This is a genomic window from Pseudomonas sp. EMN2 (assembly GCF_009650555.1).
GTDB classification, from domain to species: domain Bacteria; phylum Pseudomonadota; class Gammaproteobacteria; order Pseudomonadales; family Pseudomonadaceae; genus Aquipseudomonas; species Aquipseudomonas sichuanensis.
Map to the genome: position 1 here is coordinate 25,676 of NZ_VZZR01000006.1, position 16,498 is coordinate 42,173.

A 16,498-nucleotide genomic window follows, 5' to 3' on the forward strand; every position below is an offset into this window, starting at 1 on the left:
ATCGATAATGTTGCTCAGAAGGTCCCTGGATAGGCTCCGCCGTCGATCAGCAGGTTCTGCCCGGTGATATAGCCCCCATGGGCACTGCAGAGAAACGCACAATACGCCCCGAATTCCTCGGCATTGCCGAACCGCGCCGCCGGGATCGCCTGGCGGCGTGCCTGAGTCGTCGCCTGCAGGTCACCGCTGGCCTGGCTCGCCGCCTGCAGGGTCTTGTGCAGGCGTGCCGTGTCGAACGCGCCTGGCAGCAAGTTGTTCAAGGTCACATTGCGCCCGGCCAGGCGCTGCTGGCGGGCAAGCCCGGCGATGAAGCCGGTCAGGCCGCTACGTGCGCCATTGGACAGGCCCAGGATGTCGATCGGCGCCTTGACCGCACCGGAGGTAATGTTCACCACCCGGCCAAAGCCACGTTCGGCCATGCCGTCCACCACGGCCTTGATCAGTTCGATCGGCGTGAGCATGTTGGCGTCCAGCGCCTTGAGCCAGTCATCCCGGCCCCAGTCACGGAAATCCCCCGGCGGCGGGCCGCCAGCATTGTTGACCAGGATATCGACGTGCGGGCAGGCGCTGAGCAGGGCCTGGCGGACCGCAGGCTCGGCCACGTCACCGACGACCGTGGCCACCTCGATTGCCGGGAACCGGCTACGCAGCTCGGCAGCAGTCTGCTCCAGGGTAGTGGCGGTACGCGCATTGATCACCAGGTTGACGCCTTCGCCCGCCAGGGCCTCGGCGCAGCCTTTGCCCAGCCCTTGGCTGGCGGCGCAGACGATTGCCCAGCGGCCTTTGATACCTAGATCCATGATCGGCTCCTTGGTGAATGAATCGCGCAGAGGTCACTGGCCCTGGTATAAGGACAGGGCCAGTGAAATTGCCCCGATGGTGCTACAACAGGTCGCGGCTGAACACCCCATCCACCAGGCGCTTGATACCCAGCGGGTTGGCATTCTTCAGTGCATCGGGCAGCAGTGCGTCGGGCAGGTTCTGGTAGCACACCGGCCGCAGGAAACGGTCGATGGCCAGGGTACCCACCGAAGTGCCGCGGGCATCCGAGGTGGCCGGGTACGGGCCACCATGAACCATGGCATCGCAGACCTCGACCCCGGTCGGGTAACCGTTGACCAGCACCCGTCCGACCTTCTCCTCCAGCCGTGCCAGCAGGTCGCCGGCTTGGAGGAGTTCGGCCGGCTCACCGATCAAGGTGGCGGTCAGTTGCCCCCGCAGCCCGACCAGGGCCCGGTGCAGTTCTTCACGGTCAGCTGCTTCCACCACCACGGTGGCCGGGCCGAACACCTCCTCCTGCAACAGCTCGTCACCTTCCAGCAACAACTGCACATCGGCCTTGAACAGTTGCGCCGAAGCCTGAGTGCCGTCATGGCAGGCGGTACTCAAACGCTGGACCTGTGGGTGCGCTGCCAGGGCGCGCAAGCCTGCCGCGTAGCTGGCCAGGGTGCCGCGGTTGAGCATGGTCTGCGCCGGCTGGTCGTCCAAGTGCAGGCGCAAGGCCTCGACGAACGCGCTGAATTCGGGCGAGCGCAGGCCTATCACCAGGCCAGGGTTGGTGCAGAACTGCCCTGCCCCTTGCACGACCGACGCACTCAGCTCGCGGGCGATGGCCTCACCCCGCCGACGCAGCGCTTCGGGCAGGACCAGCACCGGGTTGATGCTGCTCATTTCGGCAAACACCGGGATCGGCTGGGGGCGCGCCGCCGCCAAGTCGCACAAGGCCCGTCCGCCCTTCAGCGAGCCGGTGAAGCCCACAGCCTGGATCGCCGGATGGCACACCAGACGCTCTCCCACACCACTGCCGAAGATCATGTTGAACACCCCCGCCGGCATCTGCGTACGCCGGACCGCGCGCTCGATGGCATCGGCCACCTGCTGGGCCGTGGCCATGTGACCGCTGTGGGCCTTGACCACCACCGGGCAACCCGCGGCCAATGCGGCGGCGGTGTCGCCGCCGGCAGTGGAGAACGCCAGCGGGAAATTGCTGGCGCCGAACACCGCCACCGGGCCTACGCCGAGGCGGCACTGACGCAGGTCCAGGCGCGGCAGCGGCTGGCGCTGGGGCAAGGCGCGGTCGATGCGCGCCCCCAGGTAATCGCCCCGGCGCAGCACCTGGGCGAACAACCGCAACTGCCCGCTGGTGCGCCCGCGTTCACCCGTGATACGCGGTGCCGGCAAGGCGGTTTCACGCCCGACCAGGGCGATGAAGTCACTCCCCAGGGCGTCCAGTTCGTCGGCGATGGCCTCCAGGAAGCACGCCCGGCGCTCCGGCGCCAGGGCGCGGTAAACAGGGTAAGCCGTGGCCGCCGCCTGTGCTGCGGCATCCACTTCGGCGTCGGTGGCCTGGTAGAAGAACCCGGGCAGGCGCTCGCCGCTGTGGGCATCGATGCTGCTCAGCAACACCGCGCCCAGGCCGCTGCGGCGCCCGCCGATGTAGTTGTATCCGTCGGACATGAAAAATACGCTCGCAAGAAAACAGGGTCACTTGATCGGCGAGAACGCCGCCGGCATCAGCAGTTTGGACTCCATGCGGATGAGCATGGGGAAGGCCTTGGGGATGAAGCGCTCGAGCCAGTCGCGGTCCTCGTAGAGCGCGGCGCGGCGACGGATGCGGTCATCCAGGCTCTCATAGGCCCAGATGTGCACCACCTGATTGAGCTCACCGATCTCGGTGTACCACCAGCCAACCAGCGTCGCGTAGCGCGAGATCACCGGCAGGCCTTCTTTCTCGAAGTGTTCCAGGTACTCCTTCATCTTGCCGATGTGCAGGGTGTAGGTACGCATTTCATAGAACATGAACAGGGACTCCTGGGCAGGCGTGCCCGCGCCGGGCACGCGTTGGGTAATGGGGTTCAGAGGTTGCCGTGGTAGGCGTCGGTGATCAGCCGCTCGACATCGCTGGCCGTGGTCAGGCGCGGGTTGACCCGCACATTGCCGCTGCGCATGGAGTCGCTGACCATCTGCGGCAGGAACTCCAGGTCCACGCCCAGCTCACGGATGGTGGCGGGGATCCCGATGGCACGGTTCAGCGCCACCACGCGCTCCACCGTGCAGGCCGCCGCCTGCTCCAGGCTCAGGCCGGTGACGTCGGCGCCCATGGCGATGGCGATATCACGCATGCGCTCCGGGCAGGCCGGCAGGTTGAACTTGATCACATAGGGCAGCAGCGCCGCGTTGGCGATGCCATGGGGGATGTTGAACACGCCACCGAAGGTGTGGGAGATGGCGTGCACGTTGCCCAGCTTGGACTGGGAGAACGCCACGCCAGCGAGGAACGAACCCAGCAGCATCTGCTCCCGGGCGGCCATGTCGGCGCCGACGAAGTAGCACTTCTGCAGGCTGCCCGCGATCATGCGGATCGCCTGCAAGGCCATGGCCTGGCTGATCGGGTTGGCCTGGCGCGATACGTAGGACTCGATGGCGTGGGTCAATGCGTCCATGCCGGTGGCGGCGGTGATCGACGCCGGCAGGTTCAGGGTCAGTGCAGGGTCCAGGATGGCCAGGCGCGGGAACAGCCGCGGGCTGATGATGACGGTCTTGAACAGCGTCTGCTTGTTGGTGAACACCGTCGAGGCGGTGCACTCGCTGCCGGTGCCGGCGGTGGTCGGGATGGCGAAGATCGGCAGCGGCGGATTGACCAGCCGGTCATAGCCTTCGTAGTCCAGGATACTGCCCGGGTTGCTGGCCATCGCCGCCACGCCCTTGGCGGTGTCGATGCTGCTGCCGCCACCCACGCCGATCACCGCCTTGCAATCGTGCTCACGCAACAGGCGCACGGCAGCGTCGAGGACGTCGGTGCTGGGGTTGGCTTGCACCGCCGAGAACAGGTGGTAGTCGATGCCGGCCTGCTCCAGGGATGCGAAGAAGCCGCCCAGGATGCCAGCGTCGATCAGGCCCTGGTCGGTCACCACCAGCAAGGCCCCCTGGAAATGCGGCTTGAGCAGCGCGCCGGCCTGGTTGGCCAAGCCTTCGCCGCACTGGGTGATGGTGGGGAAATGGAACTGGAAGTTGCTCATGAAAGATCCTCAGGCACGTGGAGCCGCGTTGTTCTTGTTGAACCCGCCGTGAGTCGCGGCGAGCCGTGCCTGGGCAATCTAGGGGCGCTGCAGACGCGCCGGATAATGAAAAGAGCTGATCCGGGGATAACCAAGGCTTATCGATAAGCAGGCGTTATCCCTGGATCAGCTCTTTTCATTACCAAAGGCTTGCCAGCGGCTCCAACAATCGGGGCGCACACGGCCTCTGCACAGGGTGCGGACGATGTGCCTCCCGATAATCACAAGAACGAGCACTGCGATGAAGACGACCTCCTCCCCGGCTGCCCTGGCGCTGGACGCCAACGCTCCCATGACCACGGTGCGCTGGCGCATCTTCCTGATCCTGTTGCTGCTTACCGCGATCAACTACATCGACCGCGCCTCGCTGTCGGTGGCCCTGCCGCTGATCGCGCCGGAGTTCGACCTGACACCGGCCATGGAGGGGCTGATGCTCAGCGCGTTCTTCTGGTCGTATGCACTGATGCAGATCCCTGGTGGCCTGTTGCTGGACCGTTTCCACACCCGTGGCATCATCGGCGCCGCGACCATCGCCTGGGGCGCCTTCCAGGCCTTGGGCGCAGCCTCGCATCACTGGCTGGTGCTGCTGTTCACGCGTATCGGCCTGGGTGTGGCCGAATCGCCGATCATGCCCGCAGGCGCCAAGCTCAACGGCTCCTGGCTCACCCCAAACGAGCGCGGCCGTGGCGCGGTGCTGGTCGATGGCGGTGCACCGCTGGGCAGCGCCCTGGGCGCGATTCTCATCTCCGGGCTGATCGCCTGGCTCGGCTCCTGGCGCCTGGCCTTCGTGGTCGCCGGGGTGGGCACCATCCTGGCCGGCATCCTGGCCTGGAAGTACATCCGCAACCACCCCAGCGAACACCCAGGGGTCAACGAAGCCGAGCTGCGCCACATCACCGAAGGCAACGCCAGCGCCCATGCCGCCGCCAGGGCCAGCATTCCCCTGCGCGTGCTGCTCAAGGACCGCTCGATCTTCGCCATGTTCGCCGGCTACAGCTGCATCCTCGCGGTGTTCTACGGCCTGCTGACCTGGATGCCCAGCTACCTGCACAAGGCCCACGGCCTGGACATCTCGGCGATGGGCGGGGCGACCTTTTTGATCTTCATGTGCGGTTTCATCGGTGAGCTGGTCGGCGGCTGGATCGGTGACAAGTGGCGTGCCAGCGGCGCCTCGCCGAACCTGGTGATGCGCTCGATGTTCAGCGGCTCGGCACTGGTCGCGGCGGCGTGCATCCTCGCGGCGGCCTTCGTCGCCAGCACGGGCCCGGTGATCACCCTGCTGTGCGTGGCGATGTTCTTCATCCGTTGGTGCGGCATGTACTGGTGCCTGCCGGCGATCATCGGCGGCCCTTCGCGCACCGGCGTGCTGGGCGGGACCATGAACTTCTGCGGCAACATGGCGGGCGTGTTGGTGCCGATCGCAATCGGCCTGATCGTGCAGTTCACCGGCGAGTACTTCTTCGCCTTGATCTTCTTCGTGGTCGCGGCGCTGCTGATTGCCCTGTTCTCGAGCCTGATCGACTACCGCGAACGGCAGTTCTGACGGTGCCTGGGGCCGCTTGGCGGTCCCTGTGCATTCAGGGCGTGAGCAACTCTTCGACCAGCAGCTGCGCCGCATGGGACAGTGGCGAGCCGACCCGATGTACCACCCCGAACGGCTCGCTCAACGCCCGCAAGCGCACCGCAAGCGACACCAGCAGGCCACGCTGTTCGGCGAAGGCCGCCACCGCGCTGGGAATCACCGCCACCAGGGTCGGGTCTTCCTCCAGCAACATGAAGGTTGCGAAGGTGGACGACGTCTCCAGCGGATAGCGCGGCACCTCCACGCCCGCCTCGCTCAACTCGCGCTCCAGGGCCTGGCGCATGGGCATGTTGGCGGGGTAGACGATCCACCGGTAGTGGCTCAGGTCGCCGATCGCCAGGGCCGGCGCACTGGCCAACGGGTGCTGCGGATGGGCCACCACCGCCAGCGGCTCCTGCGCCAATTCCATGAACACGTAGTCAGCGGTATTACGCCCGACGCCGGGGCGGCAGATCGCCAGGTCCAGGCGCCCTTCGTCCAGTTGTTCGAGCAGGTTGGCGCTGGTGTTCTCGGCGATTTCCACCGACAACTGCGCCTGCTTGCGCCGCAACCGCCCCAGCGCCCCCACCAGCATCGGCATGGCCCCCATGATGCTGCCCACCGCCAGGTGCCCGCCCTGCCCCTGGACGATGCCCAGCATCTCATCGCGCAAATGCCCCAGGTCGCTGTGGATCAACCGCGCATAGCGCACCACGCAGCGCCCGGCGTCGTTGGCCACCAGGCCGCTGGGCTGGCGCACGAACAACGGCACGCCGAGGATCTCCTCGACCTCGCGCAATGCCTTGGTCGCACCGGGTTGGGAAATGGCCATGGCCTCGGCGGCCTTGTGCAGTGAGCCGCAGCGATCAAGCTCGATAAGCAGGCGCAACTGACGCAAACGCAGTCGGGCGAAAATACTGTCCAGGGAGGGAATCATAGAGTCCTTAGTACGCTGCGCCAGCCAATACGATCTGACGAAAGTCGCCCACAATCGGTCGCAGGTCAACACGGTGCCAGGCGGCCCAGAGGCCGATACTTTGCCCTAACCACGGCAACTCGCGCAGGACCACGTCAGGGTTGCTGTCAGCGCCGATGCTTTGCTGTATCAGCGCCAGCCCCAATCCCGCAGACACCAGCCCCAGCGCACTCAGTGGTTCGGCGGCCTCCAGGCGGGTCTGCGGGGTAAAGCCTGCCTCCACGCAACGGGCCATGAAACGCTCGCGACGGTTGGGGGTAGCGTGCCCGTCGACCATGATCCAGTCCTGCTCGTGAAGATCGGCAGGCTCGATCCGCGCCTTGTCGGCCAGTGGGTGGCCAAAGGGTAGCGCGAGATGGAGCGGGTCTTTGAATACCGGTGTTGCCAGCAGCTCCGGATCCTCCGCCGGTATCGGCTCGCACACCAGCGCGATATCGAGGCTGCGCTGGCGCAACCCCTCGAATTGCTCTTGAGCCGTCAGGTTGTACAGGGCGATATGGATGCCCGGCCGCTCCTCACGAACCCGGCGCAACGCCTTGGGTAACACCCCGGCATGGATGGCGTGGCTGACGTAGCCGATGCACAGCCCGCCCGTCTCGCCCCGGCCCAGTCGGCGGCCGAGCGACTCGAGGCGTTCGGCGTGTTTGAGCAGGGCCTTGGCCTCATGCAGGAAAGTGCGGCCGTCGGAGGTAATGCGCAGCCGTTGCTGGCTGCGTTCGAACAGCTGCAGGCCCAGGCGTTCTTCGAGCTGGGCAATTTGCCGGCTGAGCGGCGACTGGGAAATGTGCAGTTGTTCTGCCGCCTTGCCCACGTGTTCCAACTCAGCCACGGCGACGAAATAACGCAGTTGTCTGAAGTCCAGCATACAAGTCTTCGCAAATGAGCAAGGCCGTGGTTAACGGCGCAATGAAACACGGCAACTGAGGCCTGGGGCCGCCTTGCGGCCCCAGGTCGACCATCAACCTTGCAGTGCCTGCTTCAGCGCCGCCAGGCCATCCTGGTAGATGGTGGCGAACATCGCGCTCGCTTCGGCATCGCTGATACCGACCGGCACAAACGAGCCGGACCATTCCACCCGGGACCCCTGGCCTGCCGACACCACACGCAGGGTCGACTGGTAGTCGCGAACCGGCGCCGGGCCTTGAAGGATGGTGTAGCTGTAGCTGCGCCCGGCTTCATTGAAGTCCAGCAGGCGCTCGATGATGGTGTCGCCGCCGATGCTCTGGAGCGTGCGTACGCGGCCGCCTTCACTCAGGGCGCTTTGTGGAATGAACGGCAGCCAGTCGGGCAGCGAGTCGAAGCCGCCGATCAGTTGCCAGACACGGTCGGCATTGATGTCAAGGTCGATGGACGATTGTGCAGTAGCCATGATGTTTCTCCTGGGGTTCAACCCCGATGATGCGGTAAGGACAGGGCCGCGACGCGGCCCCGCAAAGTCAGTTCAAACGCTTGGAATAGGCGCCAGGGCGTTGATCAAGCCTTGTTGACGCAGGTCGCTCCAGAACGCGCTGGGGATGACAGCGCTCAGGGCTGCATGGTCTTCGTTGGCGTGCAGTGGACGGGTCGAGCCCGGGATCGCTGCGACCACGGCCGGGTGGGCCAGGGCGAATTGCAAGGCGGCGGCCTTGACGTCGACACCATGGGCACGGGCGACCGCACGGATACGCTCGAGCTTCTCCAGCACCGGCTGGGTGGCCTTCTGGTATTCGAAGTGCTCGCCACCGGCAGTGACGCCAGAGCTGTATGGGCCGCCGACGACGATGCCAACGCCCTGCTCCACGGCTTGCGGCATGACACGTTGCAGAGCGCGGTCGTGGTCCAGCAGCGAGTAACGGCCGGCGAGCAGGAAGCCATCGGGGCGCGGTTCGTCCAGGTCGAGGGTCAGTTCGATCGGCTCGACCCGGTTCACGCCCAGGCCCCACGCCTTGATCACGCCTTCTTCACGCAGGCGGGTGAGGACCCGGAAGGCCCCTTTGCGTGCGGTTTCGAAACGCTCCAGCCACTCGTCACCATAGAAGTCCTGGGCGATGTCGTGGATCCAGACGATGTCCAGGCGGTCGGTCTTCAGGCGACGCAGGCTGTCCTCGATGGAGCGCAGGGTAGCGTCGGCGCTGTAGTCGTTGACGATGCGGTTGCGGTTGCCGTGTTCGAACAGGCCGCTCTTCTCGCCCAGTTCACGGCTGGTAGGGTCTTCCAGTTCGTCGAGGATGATCCGGCCGACCTTGGTGCTGAGCACGTATTCGTCGCGCGGACGACCGACCAGGGCGTTGCCCAGGCGCGATTCGGAGAGGCCGGCACCGTAGAACGGCGCAGTGTCGAAGTAGCGCACGCCGTTGTTCCAGGCGGCGTCGACGGTGGCTTGTACCTCGGCCTCTGGCACATTGCGGAACATGTTGCCCAGGGGCGCTGTGCCGAAGCCCAGTGGGTTGGCGATAAGGGATTTGAGGTTCATCTGTGCATTCCTGATAAGGGGAGTTGGTTATGAACTCCGATGGCGGCAATCCTATTGCGCCCCTACCAAGATCGTCCAAGTCATAATTCGACAGACTTCAGACCTTTTGAGCAATGTGTTGTGCAGGGCCTTGCGGCTGTCCAATCCGCCCACTTTTCGGTTTAATAGCCCGCTGACCCCTCTACTCTCGAGGCTTTTGCATGAAGCATGGTGTTTTACTGGTCGGTTTGCTGTTGCTCGCAGGCTGTGACGTTTCCATCAATACCAACGCGCCCGCGACCAATACGTCGGCGGTAGTGCTCTCCCAGCCTGGCTCTGCGCAACAGCAGAAACAGATAGCGGATACGGCGAACGAGTTCCTGCTGTTGCTGGACGCGGGAAGAGCCGACATGACCTGGGCGTCGGCAGGCTCTGTACTCAAGGCAGCGACGACCGAGCCAAACTGGGTCAAAGGCATCAGCGGTTTGCGCATGGGGCTTGGTGAACTGCAGCAGCGTGAGCATTTCCAGGTGGCGTTCACCAAACAACTGCCGGCTGCGCCGCCTGGCCATTACGCGGCCGTCCAGACTCAATCAACCTTTGCCAACATGACCGTCACCGAGGCCGTGCTGCTCAGCGAGGAAGCTGATCAATGGCGCGTCGTCGGCTACAACATCAGCAAAGCCGTCGAGGTTTCCGCAGCGGTTCGGCTTTTTTAATTGGCCGACCGCCAATGCAAAGCCGACGCGTGTAGTCAGCTCAACCCACCGAACCTCTGGTAGTAACTGCTGTTGGCATCCGGCAGCGGCCCGTCCGCGGTCTCCAGCGCAGTGGCAAGGTATTCCTCTGCCCTGCCCTGCACCAGCCGATACAGGTTACGGCAGAGCTGCCGAGCCGCTCGGCCTTCCCAGTCGCCCGGCAACAACTCATCTGGCAGTTGCGGATCACGCAGCAGCAGGCGGCGGTACTCGTGGATGAGCAAGGTGCGGGCCAGGAAGCAGTCTGCTGCATCGGGTGCATCCAGCTCTTTCATCGCCTGCCACAAAGGGCGGAACAAGCGAATGAACTCGCTGTAGTGCTGCCCTAGCTCATCGATGTTCCAGCTCTCGCGCACCTGGGCACGCAGGGCCTTGGAGGCCAGCACTTCCTGGGCGTGGGTCTCGAACACGATGCTGTCATCCTCGGCGTCCAACTCGCGCAGTGTCGCCGCAAGGTCGGCACGGTCGCTGCGTGGGCAGCCCAGCAGGTTCGGGCCCATGGCGCCGAAACCTTGCCACTCCAGCTCTTCGCGCACGGCTTTGCGCTTGGCGGCATCGAGCTGCGACAGCAGCACCAGCGTCCAGGCGCCGTTCCAGGCCGGCAGGTTGGCGCTGTAGACACGCTTGAAGGCTTTCTCGAAACGCCGCCGGCCGGTGCCGGTCAGGCTGTAGTAGCTGCGCCGCCCCACCTTCTCGGCAGTCAGCCAGCCTTCCTTGGTCAGGCGAAAGATCGAGGTACGGATCAGCCGCTCATTGATGCCCATCGGTTCCAGCAGGTTGATCAGGCTACCCAGCCAGACCGTGCCGCCATGGGGTTCGATGGCATCGCCATAGAGCGTGATGATCAGCGAGCTGGCGCGGATCGGCGTCTGCTCCTGGAAGCGGGTGATCAGGTGATTCAGGGGGGCAAGGCTGCTCATGAGGGAACGCGGCGCGGCTAAAGCCTCGACTATACCTGCCTGCCGTGGCCGTGCAAGGTTCATGCGCCGCCCTCGGCCTTGGGCCGGAAGCCTGAATCGCCCATGCGCGGGCGCTGCGCCTCGGCCTCGGTCAACGGCGGGCACTCCACCATCGATGCCATGCAACGTCGGGTCAGGGCGTGGTATTGAGCCGTGCCGCGTTGCTTCCAGGCCAGCTCCTGGTCGCTGAGCGGGCGCTTGACCTCGGCCGGCGCCCCCACTACCAGGCTCTGTTCCGGGCACTGGAAGCCGGCCTTGACGAAGGCCGTGGCGGCGACGATGCAGCGCGGCGCGATATGCGCCCCATCCATCACCACCGCATTCATACCCACCAAGGCATCCTCGCCCACCCGGCAACCGTGCAACACCGCGCCGTGGCCGACGTGCCCATTGCGCTCCACCACCGTGTCGCCCCCGGGGAAACCATGCATCACGCAGGTGTCCTGCAGGTTGGCGCCTTGCTCCAGGACGATACGCCCGAAGTCGCCGCGCAACGAGGCCAGTGGGCCTACATAGCACTCAGGGCCGACGATCACGTCACCGATCAGGACTGCGCTGGGGTGGACATAGGCACTGGGGTGAACCACAGGGGTCAGGCCGTCGAGGCGGTAGCTGGGCATAGGTTGCTTCTCAATGTGATTCAGATGACGGGGCGATCTTGTATCACTTCAAATACACAAGTCAATTTATCCAGGCGTGTATCGCTTTGAGAGCGACGACTCATTACCGATGAAGCAGCGTCTGAAAGGGCTTGCTCGCTAATTTGAAAGCCTTTTCTACTGCTGTACCGGCTCGCCAGCGATGCATGCTAGCAGTGAGAGCAAGAACAAATTGAGATACAAATAAGCAATTTATGTGTTGCCAATCGGTATCGCATTGCACCTATACTTGCCCCGGCACCGCCAACAACTCCAAGAAAAGCCAGCTCCAGCTGGCGCCGAACGTGCAGCCTGAGGTACCACCATGCCAAGCAACCTCGTTGTGCAGCCCCCAGTGGACGGCGTCCGTCTGCTTACCCTGCATCGCCCGCAAGCCCTCAACGCCTTGAGCACCGAGCTGCTGGCCGAGCTGGCCGCCGAACTCGAAGCCGCCGAGCGCGACGAACACACCCGTGCCGTGATCATCACCGGCAGCCGCAAGGCCTTCGCCGCCGGCGCTGATATCAACGAAATGGCCGAGCGCGACCTGGTCGGCATCCTCAACGACCCCCGCGTCTCCCACTGGCAACGCATCGCCGCCTTCGCCAAGCCGCTGATTGCCGCGGTAAATGGCTATGCCCTGGGCGGCGGCTGCGAGCTGGTGATGTGCGCCGATATCGTCATTGCCGGTAGCGATGCACGCTTCGGCCAACCCGAAATCAACCTCGGCGTCATCCCCGGCGCCGGTGGCACCCAGCGCCTGCTGCGCGCGGTGGGCAAGCCGCTGGCCATGCAGATGGTCCTCAGCGGCGAGGCCATCGACGCCCGCCATGCCTTGCAGGCCGGCCTGGTCAGCGAAGTCACCGAGCCGGAGCTTGCGGTCGAGCGCGCCCTGCAGGTGGCCCGCGTCATCGCCGCCAAGGCGCCGCTGGCCGTGCGCCTGGCCAAGGAGGCGCTGCTCAAGGCCCAGGACACCGACCTGGCAACCGGCCTGCGCTTCGAGCGCCACGCTTTCACCCTGCTGGCCGGCACTGCCGACCGCAATGAAGGCATCCGCGCCTTCCAGGAAAAACGCCCGGCCCGCTTCCTCGGCCAGTGACCCCTCCCCTCCACCGACGGAGCGCTTTGAGCATGCCTTTCCAGCACATCCTGTTTTCCATCGACGACGACGGCGTCGCCCTGCTCAGCCTCAACCGGCCCGAGCAACTGAACAGTTTCAACGGCGCCATGCACCTGGAAGTGCGCGAAGCCCTCAAGCAAGTGCGCCAGAGCGAACACGCCCGGGTGCTGCTGCTGACCGGGGAAGGCCGCGGTTTCTGCGCAGGCCAGGACCTGTCCGATCGCAATGTCGCCCCCGGCGCCGAAATGCCCGACCTGGGCGAGTCCATCGAAAAGTTCTACAACCCCTTGGTGCGCAGCCTGCGCGACCTGCCGCTACCGGTGATCTGTGCCGTCAATGGCGTGGCCGCCGGCGCTGGCGCCAACCTCCCGCTGGCCTGCGACCTGGTGCTGGCAGCACGTTCGGCCAGTTTCATCCAAGCGTTCTGCAAGATCGGCCTGGTACCCGACTCCGGCGGTACCTGGCTGCTGCCGCGTCTGATCGGCATGGCCCGGGCCAAGGCATTGGCATTGCTCGGTGAACGCCTGAGCGCCGAACAGGCCGAACAGTGGGGCCTGATCTACCGCGTGGTCGACGATGCCGCCCTGCGCGACGAGGCCCTGACCCTGGCCCGCCAGCTGGCGACCCAGCCCACCTACGGCCTGGCCCTGATCAAGCGCGCACTGAACCAGAGCTACGACAACCGTTTCGACCAACAGCTCGAGCTGGAGCGCGACCTGCAGCGGCTGGCCGGGCGCAGCGAGGACTACCGCGAAGGCGTCAGCGCCTTCATGAACAAGCGCGCACCCGCGTTCAAGGGGCGTTGAACATGCGTGCACTCGACAGCAATGCGCTAGTGGCGGTAATCGGTGCCGGCGCCATGGGTGCCGGGATTGCCCAGGTAGCTGCCCAGGCTGGCCATCCGGTTCGCCTCTACGACAACCGCCCAGGCGCCGCTGCACAGGCGGTCGAAGGGATCGACCGGCAACTCGGTCGCCTGGTGGAAAAAGGCAAGTTGGCAGCCGCCGAGCGCGATGCCATCAGCGCCCGTCTGCAGCCGGTGGAAACCCTCGATGCACTGGCGAACGCTCGTCTGGTAATCGAAGCCATCGTCGAAAACCTCTCTATCAAGCAGGCGCTGCTGCGCCAGCTCGAAGCCTTGTGCAACGAGGACTGCATCCTCGCCAGCAACACCTCGTCGCTGTCGATCACCAGCCTGGCCGCCGGCCTGAAGCGCCCACAGCATGTGATCGGCATGCACTTCTTCAACCCAGCGCCGTTGATGGCCCTGGTGGAGATCGTCTCGGGCCTGGCCACTGATCCCGCCGTAGCCGCCACCTTGTATGAGACGGCCAAGGCCTGGGGCAAGCAGCCGGTGCACACGCAGTCTACGCCGGGCTTCATCGTCAACCGCGTGGCGCGCCCTTTTTATGCCGAAAGCCTGCGCCTGCTGCAGGAAGGCGCCGCCGATTGCGCCACCCTCGACGCCCTGCTGCGTGAGGCCGGCGGTTTTCGCATGGGCGCTTTCGAGCTCACCGACCTGATCGGGCATGACGTCAACTACGCCGTGACCTGCTCGGTGTTCGAGGCCTTCTATGGCGATTTCCGTTTCCAGCCGTCGCTGGTGCAGAAGGCGCTGGTGGATGCCGGGCGCCTGGGACGCAAGTCCGGCCAAGGCTTCTACAGCTATGTCGAGGGTGCGCAAAGGCCACAACCGCTCACCCTGGCTAGCCAGGCGAAAGTGGATTGCTGCGCGGTAGAAGGTGACCTCGGCGTACTGCGATCCCTGGTTGACCGTCTACGCGCCGCCGGCATCAGCGTCACCGAACGCGCAGGCGCAGGCTTGCTGCGGGTCGGCGACGCCACCCTGGCGCTTTCCGACGGCCGCCTGGCCAGCCAGCGTGCCCGCGAGGACGGCCTGAGCAACCTGGTCCTGCTCGATCTGGCCCTGGACTATGCCAGCGCTACCCGCCTTGCCATCAGCCACGCCGCCAACTGCACAGCCGAGGCACGCGAGCAGGCGATTGCCTTGCTGCGCAGCACCGGGCTCGAGGTCAGCGCCGTTGCCGACCTGCCCGGCCTGGTGGTGCTGCGCACCGTCGCCATGCTCGCCAACGAAGCTGCCGACGCTGTATTGCAAGGGGTTGGCACGCCGCAAGACATCGACCTGGCCATGCGCGCCGGGGTCAATTACCCCCGTGGCCCGCTGGCCTGGGCCGACAGCCTCGGTGTCGGCTACACCCTGCGCGTGCTCGACAACCTGCAGCGCAGCTACGGCGAGGAACGCTACCGCCCTTCCCTGCTGCTGCGCCGCACCCACGCCGAAGGAGGCCGCCTGCATGTCTGATCACTCTCCCCAAGCCCTGGCGCGTGCCTGCGCCGAGGCCATGTTCGCCCGCGACGCGGCCAGCCAAGGCCTGGGCATCGAGCTGCTCGATGCCAGCCCCGGCAGCGCGCGCCTGGCCATGACCGTGCGCGCCGACATGATCCAGGGCCACGGCACCTGCCATGGCGGCTTTCTGTTTGCCCTGGCCGACTCGGCCTTTGCCTTCGCCTGCAACAGCCATGACGAAGCCACCGTGGCCCTGGGTTGCAGCATCGACTACATCGCGCCGGCCAAACGCGGCGACCAGCTCGTCGCCAGCGCGACCGAACTGAGCCGCAAAGGCCGCACCGGCAACTACGACGTGCGCATCGAAAACCAGCATGGCGAGCTGATCGCCCTGTTCCACGGCAAATCCTACAGGGTGCGCGGCAGCGTGCTGGCACCGGAGAACACCCATGACTGACAGCCTCCAGCCCCATGCACTGATCATCGACGCGGTGCGCACCCCGATTGGCCGCTATGGCGGCGCCCTGTCCGGCGTGCGCCCAGATGACCTGGCCGCGGTACCGATCAAGGCGCTGATGGCGCGCCACCCTGAACTGGATTGGAGCCAGGTCGACGATGTGATCCTCGGCTGCGCCAACCAGGCCGGCGAGGACAACCGCAACGTCGCGCGCATGGCCAGCCTGCTGGCCGGGTTACCGATCGGCGTGCCCGGCACCACCCTCAACCGCCTGTGCGGCTCGGGCCTGGACGCCATCGGCAATGCCGCCCGCGCCCTGCGTTGCGGCGAAGCCGGGCTGATGCTGGCCGGCGGGGTTGAATCGATGTCGCGTGCGCCGTTCGTGATGGGCAAGTCCGAGCAGGCCTTTGGCCGCAGCGCCGAGCTGTACGACACCACCATCGGCTGGCGCTTCGTCAACAAGCTGATGCAAGCGCAATACGGCATCGACTCGATGCCCGAAACCGCCGAGAACGTTGCCGAGCAGTTCGGCATCAGCCGCGCCGACCAGGACGCCTTTGCCCTGCGCAGCCAGCACAAGGCCGCCGCGGCCCAGGCCAGTGGGCGCCTGGCCCAGGAGATCGTGCCGGTCGAGATCCCCCAGCGCAAAGGCCCGGCCAAATGCATCGAGCACGACGAACACCCCCGTGGCGACACCACCCTTGAGCAGCTGGCGCGCCTGGGTACGCCGTTCCGCGAGGGCGGCAGCGTCACCGCCGGCAATGCCTCCGGGGTCAACGACGGCGCCTGCGCCCTGCTGCTGGCCAGCCCCGAGGCCGCGCGCCGGCACAAGCTCAAGGCCCGCGGCCGGGTGCTGGGCTTGGCGGTGGCCGGGGTCGAACCCCGCATCATGGGCATCGGCCCGGTACCGGCGACCCACAAGGTGCTGGAGCTGACCGGCCTGGCGCTGGCCGACATGGACGTCATCGAACTCAACGAAGCCTTCGCCGCCCAGGGCCTGGCCGTGCTGCGCGAACTGGGCCTGGCCGACGACGACCCACGGGTCAACCCCAACGGCGGCGCCATCGCCCTGGGCCACCCATTGGGCATGAGCGGTGCACGCCTGGTCACCACCGCCTTGCACCAGCTTGAACAGACCGGCGGCCGCTACGCCCTGTGCACCATGTGCATCGGCGTAGGCCAAGGCATTGCCCTGGTGATCGAGCGCCTCTGATCAGCCGCCCAGAGAC

At 65.8% G+C, this 16,498-nt stretch carries 17 protein-coding genes; 7 read left to right on the forward strand and 10 right to left on the reverse strand.

The genetic code is table 11. From position 1 onward, the window contains the following. Positions 1-14: 14 nt before the first annotated feature. The 4 genes from F6X61_RS01310 to F6X61_RS01325 form a co-directional block, all read right to left on the reverse strand. The gene (locus F6X61_RS01310) at positions 15-800 is read right to left on the reverse strand and encodes an SDR family oxidoreductase (protein WP_153785039.1); all 786 of its coding nucleotides are present in this window, start codon (positions 798-800) and stop codon (positions 15-17) included. A gap of 82 nt (positions 801-882) precedes the next feature. Further along, complete coding sequence (locus F6X61_RS01315) at positions 883-2,457, reverse strand: aldehyde dehydrogenase (NADP(+)) (RefSeq protein ID WP_153785040.1); 1,575 nt, start codon at positions 2,455-2,457, stop codon at positions 883-885. Between the two features lie 27 nt (positions 2,458-2,484). Continuing rightward, a complete protein-coding gene (locus F6X61_RS01320; protein WP_125858593.1) occupies positions 2,485-2,799 on the reverse strand; it encodes an NIPSNAP family protein in 315 nt (104 codons plus the stop codon). A gap of 56 nt (positions 2,800-2,855) precedes the next feature. After that, positions 2,856-4,019 (reverse strand): iron-containing alcohol dehydrogenase, encoded by a 1,164-nt coding sequence (locus F6X61_RS01325; protein WP_153785041.1) that lies wholly within the window; start codon positions 4,017-4,019, stop codon positions 2,856-2,858. Positions 4,020-4,299: 280 nt separating this feature from the next. On the opposite strand from F6X61_RS01325, the gene F6X61_RS01330 reads away from it, so the two are divergent. Further along, a complete protein-coding gene (locus F6X61_RS01330) occupies positions 4,300-5,601 on the forward strand; it encodes an MFS transporter (protein ID WP_153785042.1) in 1,302 nt (433 codons plus the stop codon). 34 nt (positions 5,602-5,635) lie between these two features. Here the strand turns inward: F6X61_RS01330 and F6X61_RS01335 are convergent, their stop codons facing one another. From F6X61_RS01335 to F6X61_RS01350, 4 genes are all read right to left on the reverse strand, one after another. Continuing rightward, on the reverse strand, positions 5,636-6,556 hold the full coding sequence (locus F6X61_RS01335) for a LysR family transcriptional regulator (RefSeq protein WP_153785043.1): 921 nt from the start codon (positions 6,554-6,556) through the stop codon (positions 5,636-5,638). A gap of 7 nt (positions 6,557-6,563) precedes the next feature. Continuing rightward, positions 6,564-7,460 (reverse strand): LysR family transcriptional regulator, encoded by an 897-nt coding sequence (locus F6X61_RS01340; protein ID WP_153785044.1) that lies wholly within the window; start codon positions 7,458-7,460, stop codon positions 6,564-6,566. Positions 7,461-7,553: 93 nt separating this feature from the next. Continuing rightward, complete coding sequence (locus F6X61_RS01345; RefSeq protein ID WP_153785045.1) at positions 7,554-7,964, reverse strand: SRPBCC family protein; 411 nt, start codon at positions 7,962-7,964, stop codon at positions 7,554-7,556. Positions 7,965-8,036: 72 nt separating this feature from the next. After that, a complete protein-coding gene (locus F6X61_RS01350; RefSeq protein WP_153785046.1) occupies positions 8,037-9,047 on the reverse strand; it encodes an aldo/keto reductase in 1,011 nt (336 codons plus the stop codon). A 200-nt stretch (positions 9,048-9,247) separates the two neighbouring features. Here F6X61_RS01350 and F6X61_RS01355 point away from each other — a divergent pair, with 200 nt between their 5' ends. Further along, positions 9,248-9,745, forward strand: coding sequence for a DUF4019 domain-containing protein (locus F6X61_RS01355; RefSeq protein ID WP_153785047.1), 498 nt, complete (start codon positions 9,248-9,250; stop codon positions 9,743-9,745). 35 nt (positions 9,746-9,780) lie between these two features. Here the strand turns inward: F6X61_RS01355 and paaX are convergent, their stop codons facing one another. Both paaX and paaY read right to left on the reverse strand, forming a co-directional pair. After that, on the reverse strand, positions 9,781-10,704 hold the full coding sequence (gene paaX, locus F6X61_RS01360; RefSeq protein WP_153785048.1) for a phenylacetic acid degradation operon negative regulatory protein PaaX: 924 nt from the start codon (positions 10,702-10,704) through the stop codon (positions 9,781-9,783). A 59-nt stretch (positions 10,705-10,763) separates the two neighbouring features. After that, entirely contained in the window at positions 10,764-11,363 is a 600-nt protein-coding gene (gene paaY / locus F6X61_RS01365) for a phenylacetic acid degradation protein PaaY (RefSeq protein ID WP_153785049.1), read from the reverse strand. Positions 11,364-11,706: 343 nt separating this feature from the next. On the opposite strand from paaY, the gene paaF reads away from it, so the two are divergent. Genes paaF through pcaF form a run of 5 tightly spaced genes read left to right on the forward strand, consistent with a single transcriptional unit; the run spans position 11,707 to position 16,482 of the window. Beyond that, positions 11,707-12,480, forward strand: coding sequence for a 2,3-dehydroadipyl-CoA hydratase PaaF (gene paaF, locus F6X61_RS01370; protein WP_153785050.1), 774 nt, complete (start codon positions 11,707-11,709; stop codon positions 12,478-12,480). 32 nt (positions 12,481-12,512) lie between these two features. Further along, positions 12,513-13,307: a 2-(1,2-epoxy-1,2-dihydrophenyl)acetyl-CoA isomerase PaaG gene (gene paaG, locus F6X61_RS01375; protein ID WP_153785051.1), complete on the forward strand. Its 795-nt coding sequence runs from the start codon at positions 12,513-12,515 to the stop codon at positions 13,305-13,307. A gap of 2 nt (positions 13,308-13,309) precedes the next feature. After that, positions 13,310-14,827: a 3-hydroxyacyl-CoA dehydrogenase PaaH gene (gene paaH, locus F6X61_RS01380; protein ID WP_153785052.1), complete on the forward strand. Its 1,518-nt coding sequence runs from the start codon at positions 13,310-13,312 to the stop codon at positions 14,825-14,827. Beyond that, positions 14,820-15,269, forward strand: coding sequence for a hydroxyphenylacetyl-CoA thioesterase PaaI (gene paaI / locus F6X61_RS01385; RefSeq protein WP_153785053.1), 450 nt, complete (start codon positions 14,820-14,822; stop codon positions 15,267-15,269). The genes paaH and paaI overlap by 8 nt, the downstream gene beginning before the upstream one ends. After that, complete coding sequence (pcaF, locus tag F6X61_RS01390; RefSeq protein WP_153785054.1) at positions 15,262-16,482, forward strand: 3-oxoadipyl-CoA thiolase; 1,221 nt, start codon at positions 15,262-15,264, stop codon at positions 16,480-16,482. The genes paaI and pcaF overlap by 8 nt, the downstream gene beginning before the upstream one ends. The last annotated feature ends 16 nt before the right edge of the window (positions 16,483-16,498 follow it).

Excerpts from the sequence above, each read along its gene's own strand:
- F6X61_RS01310 (WP_153785039.1), bottom strand. The coding sequence starts at position 800 with ATGGATCTAGGTATCAAAGGCCGCTGGGCAATCGTCTGCGCCGCCAGC.
- F6X61_RS01315 (WP_153785040.1), bottom strand. The coding sequence starts at position 2,457 with ATGTCCGACGGATACAACTACATCGGCGGGCGCCGCAGCGGCCTGGGC.
- F6X61_RS01320 (WP_125858593.1), bottom strand. The coding sequence starts at position 2,799 with ATGTTCTATGAAATGCGTACCTACACCCTGCACATCGGCAAGATGAAG.
- F6X61_RS01325 (WP_153785041.1), bottom strand. The coding sequence starts at position 4,019 with ATGAGCAACTTCCAGTTCCATTTCCCCACCATCACCCAGTGCGGCGAA.
- F6X61_RS01330 (WP_153785042.1), top strand. The coding sequence starts at position 4,300 with ATGAAGACGACCTCCTCCCCGGCTGCCCTGGCGCTGGACGCCAACGCT.
- F6X61_RS01335 (WP_153785043.1), bottom strand. The coding sequence starts at position 6,556 with ATGATTCCCTCCCTGGACAGTATTTTCGCCCGACTGCGTTTGCGTCAG.
- F6X61_RS01340 (WP_153785044.1), bottom strand. The coding sequence starts at position 7,460 with ATGCTGGACTTCAGACAACTGCGTTATTTCGTCGCCGTGGCTGAGTTG.
- F6X61_RS01345 (WP_153785045.1), bottom strand. The coding sequence starts at position 7,964 with ATGGCTACTGCACAATCGTCCATCGACCTTGACATCAATGCCGACCGT.
- F6X61_RS01350 (WP_153785046.1), bottom strand. The coding sequence starts at position 9,047 with ATGAACCTCAAATCCCTTATCGCCAACCCACTGGGCTTCGGCACAGCG.
- F6X61_RS01355 (WP_153785047.1), top strand. The coding sequence starts at position 9,248 with ATGAAGCATGGTGTTTTACTGGTCGGTTTGCTGTTGCTCGCAGGCTGT.
- paaX (WP_153785048.1), bottom strand. The coding sequence starts at position 10,704 with ATGAGCAGCCTTGCCCCCCTGAATCACCTGATCACCCGCTTCCAGGAG.
- paaY (WP_153785049.1), bottom strand. The coding sequence starts at position 11,363 with ATGCCCAGCTACCGCCTCGACGGCCTGACCCCTGTGGTTCACCCCAGT.
- paaF (WP_153785050.1), top strand. The coding sequence starts at position 11,707 with ATGCCAAGCAACCTCGTTGTGCAGCCCCCAGTGGACGGCGTCCGTCTG.
- paaG (WP_153785051.1), top strand. The coding sequence starts at position 12,513 with ATGCCTTTCCAGCACATCCTGTTTTCCATCGACGACGACGGCGTCGCC.
- paaH (WP_153785052.1), top strand. The coding sequence starts at position 13,310 with ATGCGTGCACTCGACAGCAATGCGCTAGTGGCGGTAATCGGTGCCGGC.
- paaI (WP_153785053.1), top strand. The coding sequence starts at position 14,820 with ATGTCTGATCACTCTCCCCAAGCCCTGGCGCGTGCCTGCGCCGAGGCC.
- pcaF (WP_153785054.1), top strand. The coding sequence starts at position 15,262 with ATGACTGACAGCCTCCAGCCCCATGCACTGATCATCGACGCGGTGCGC.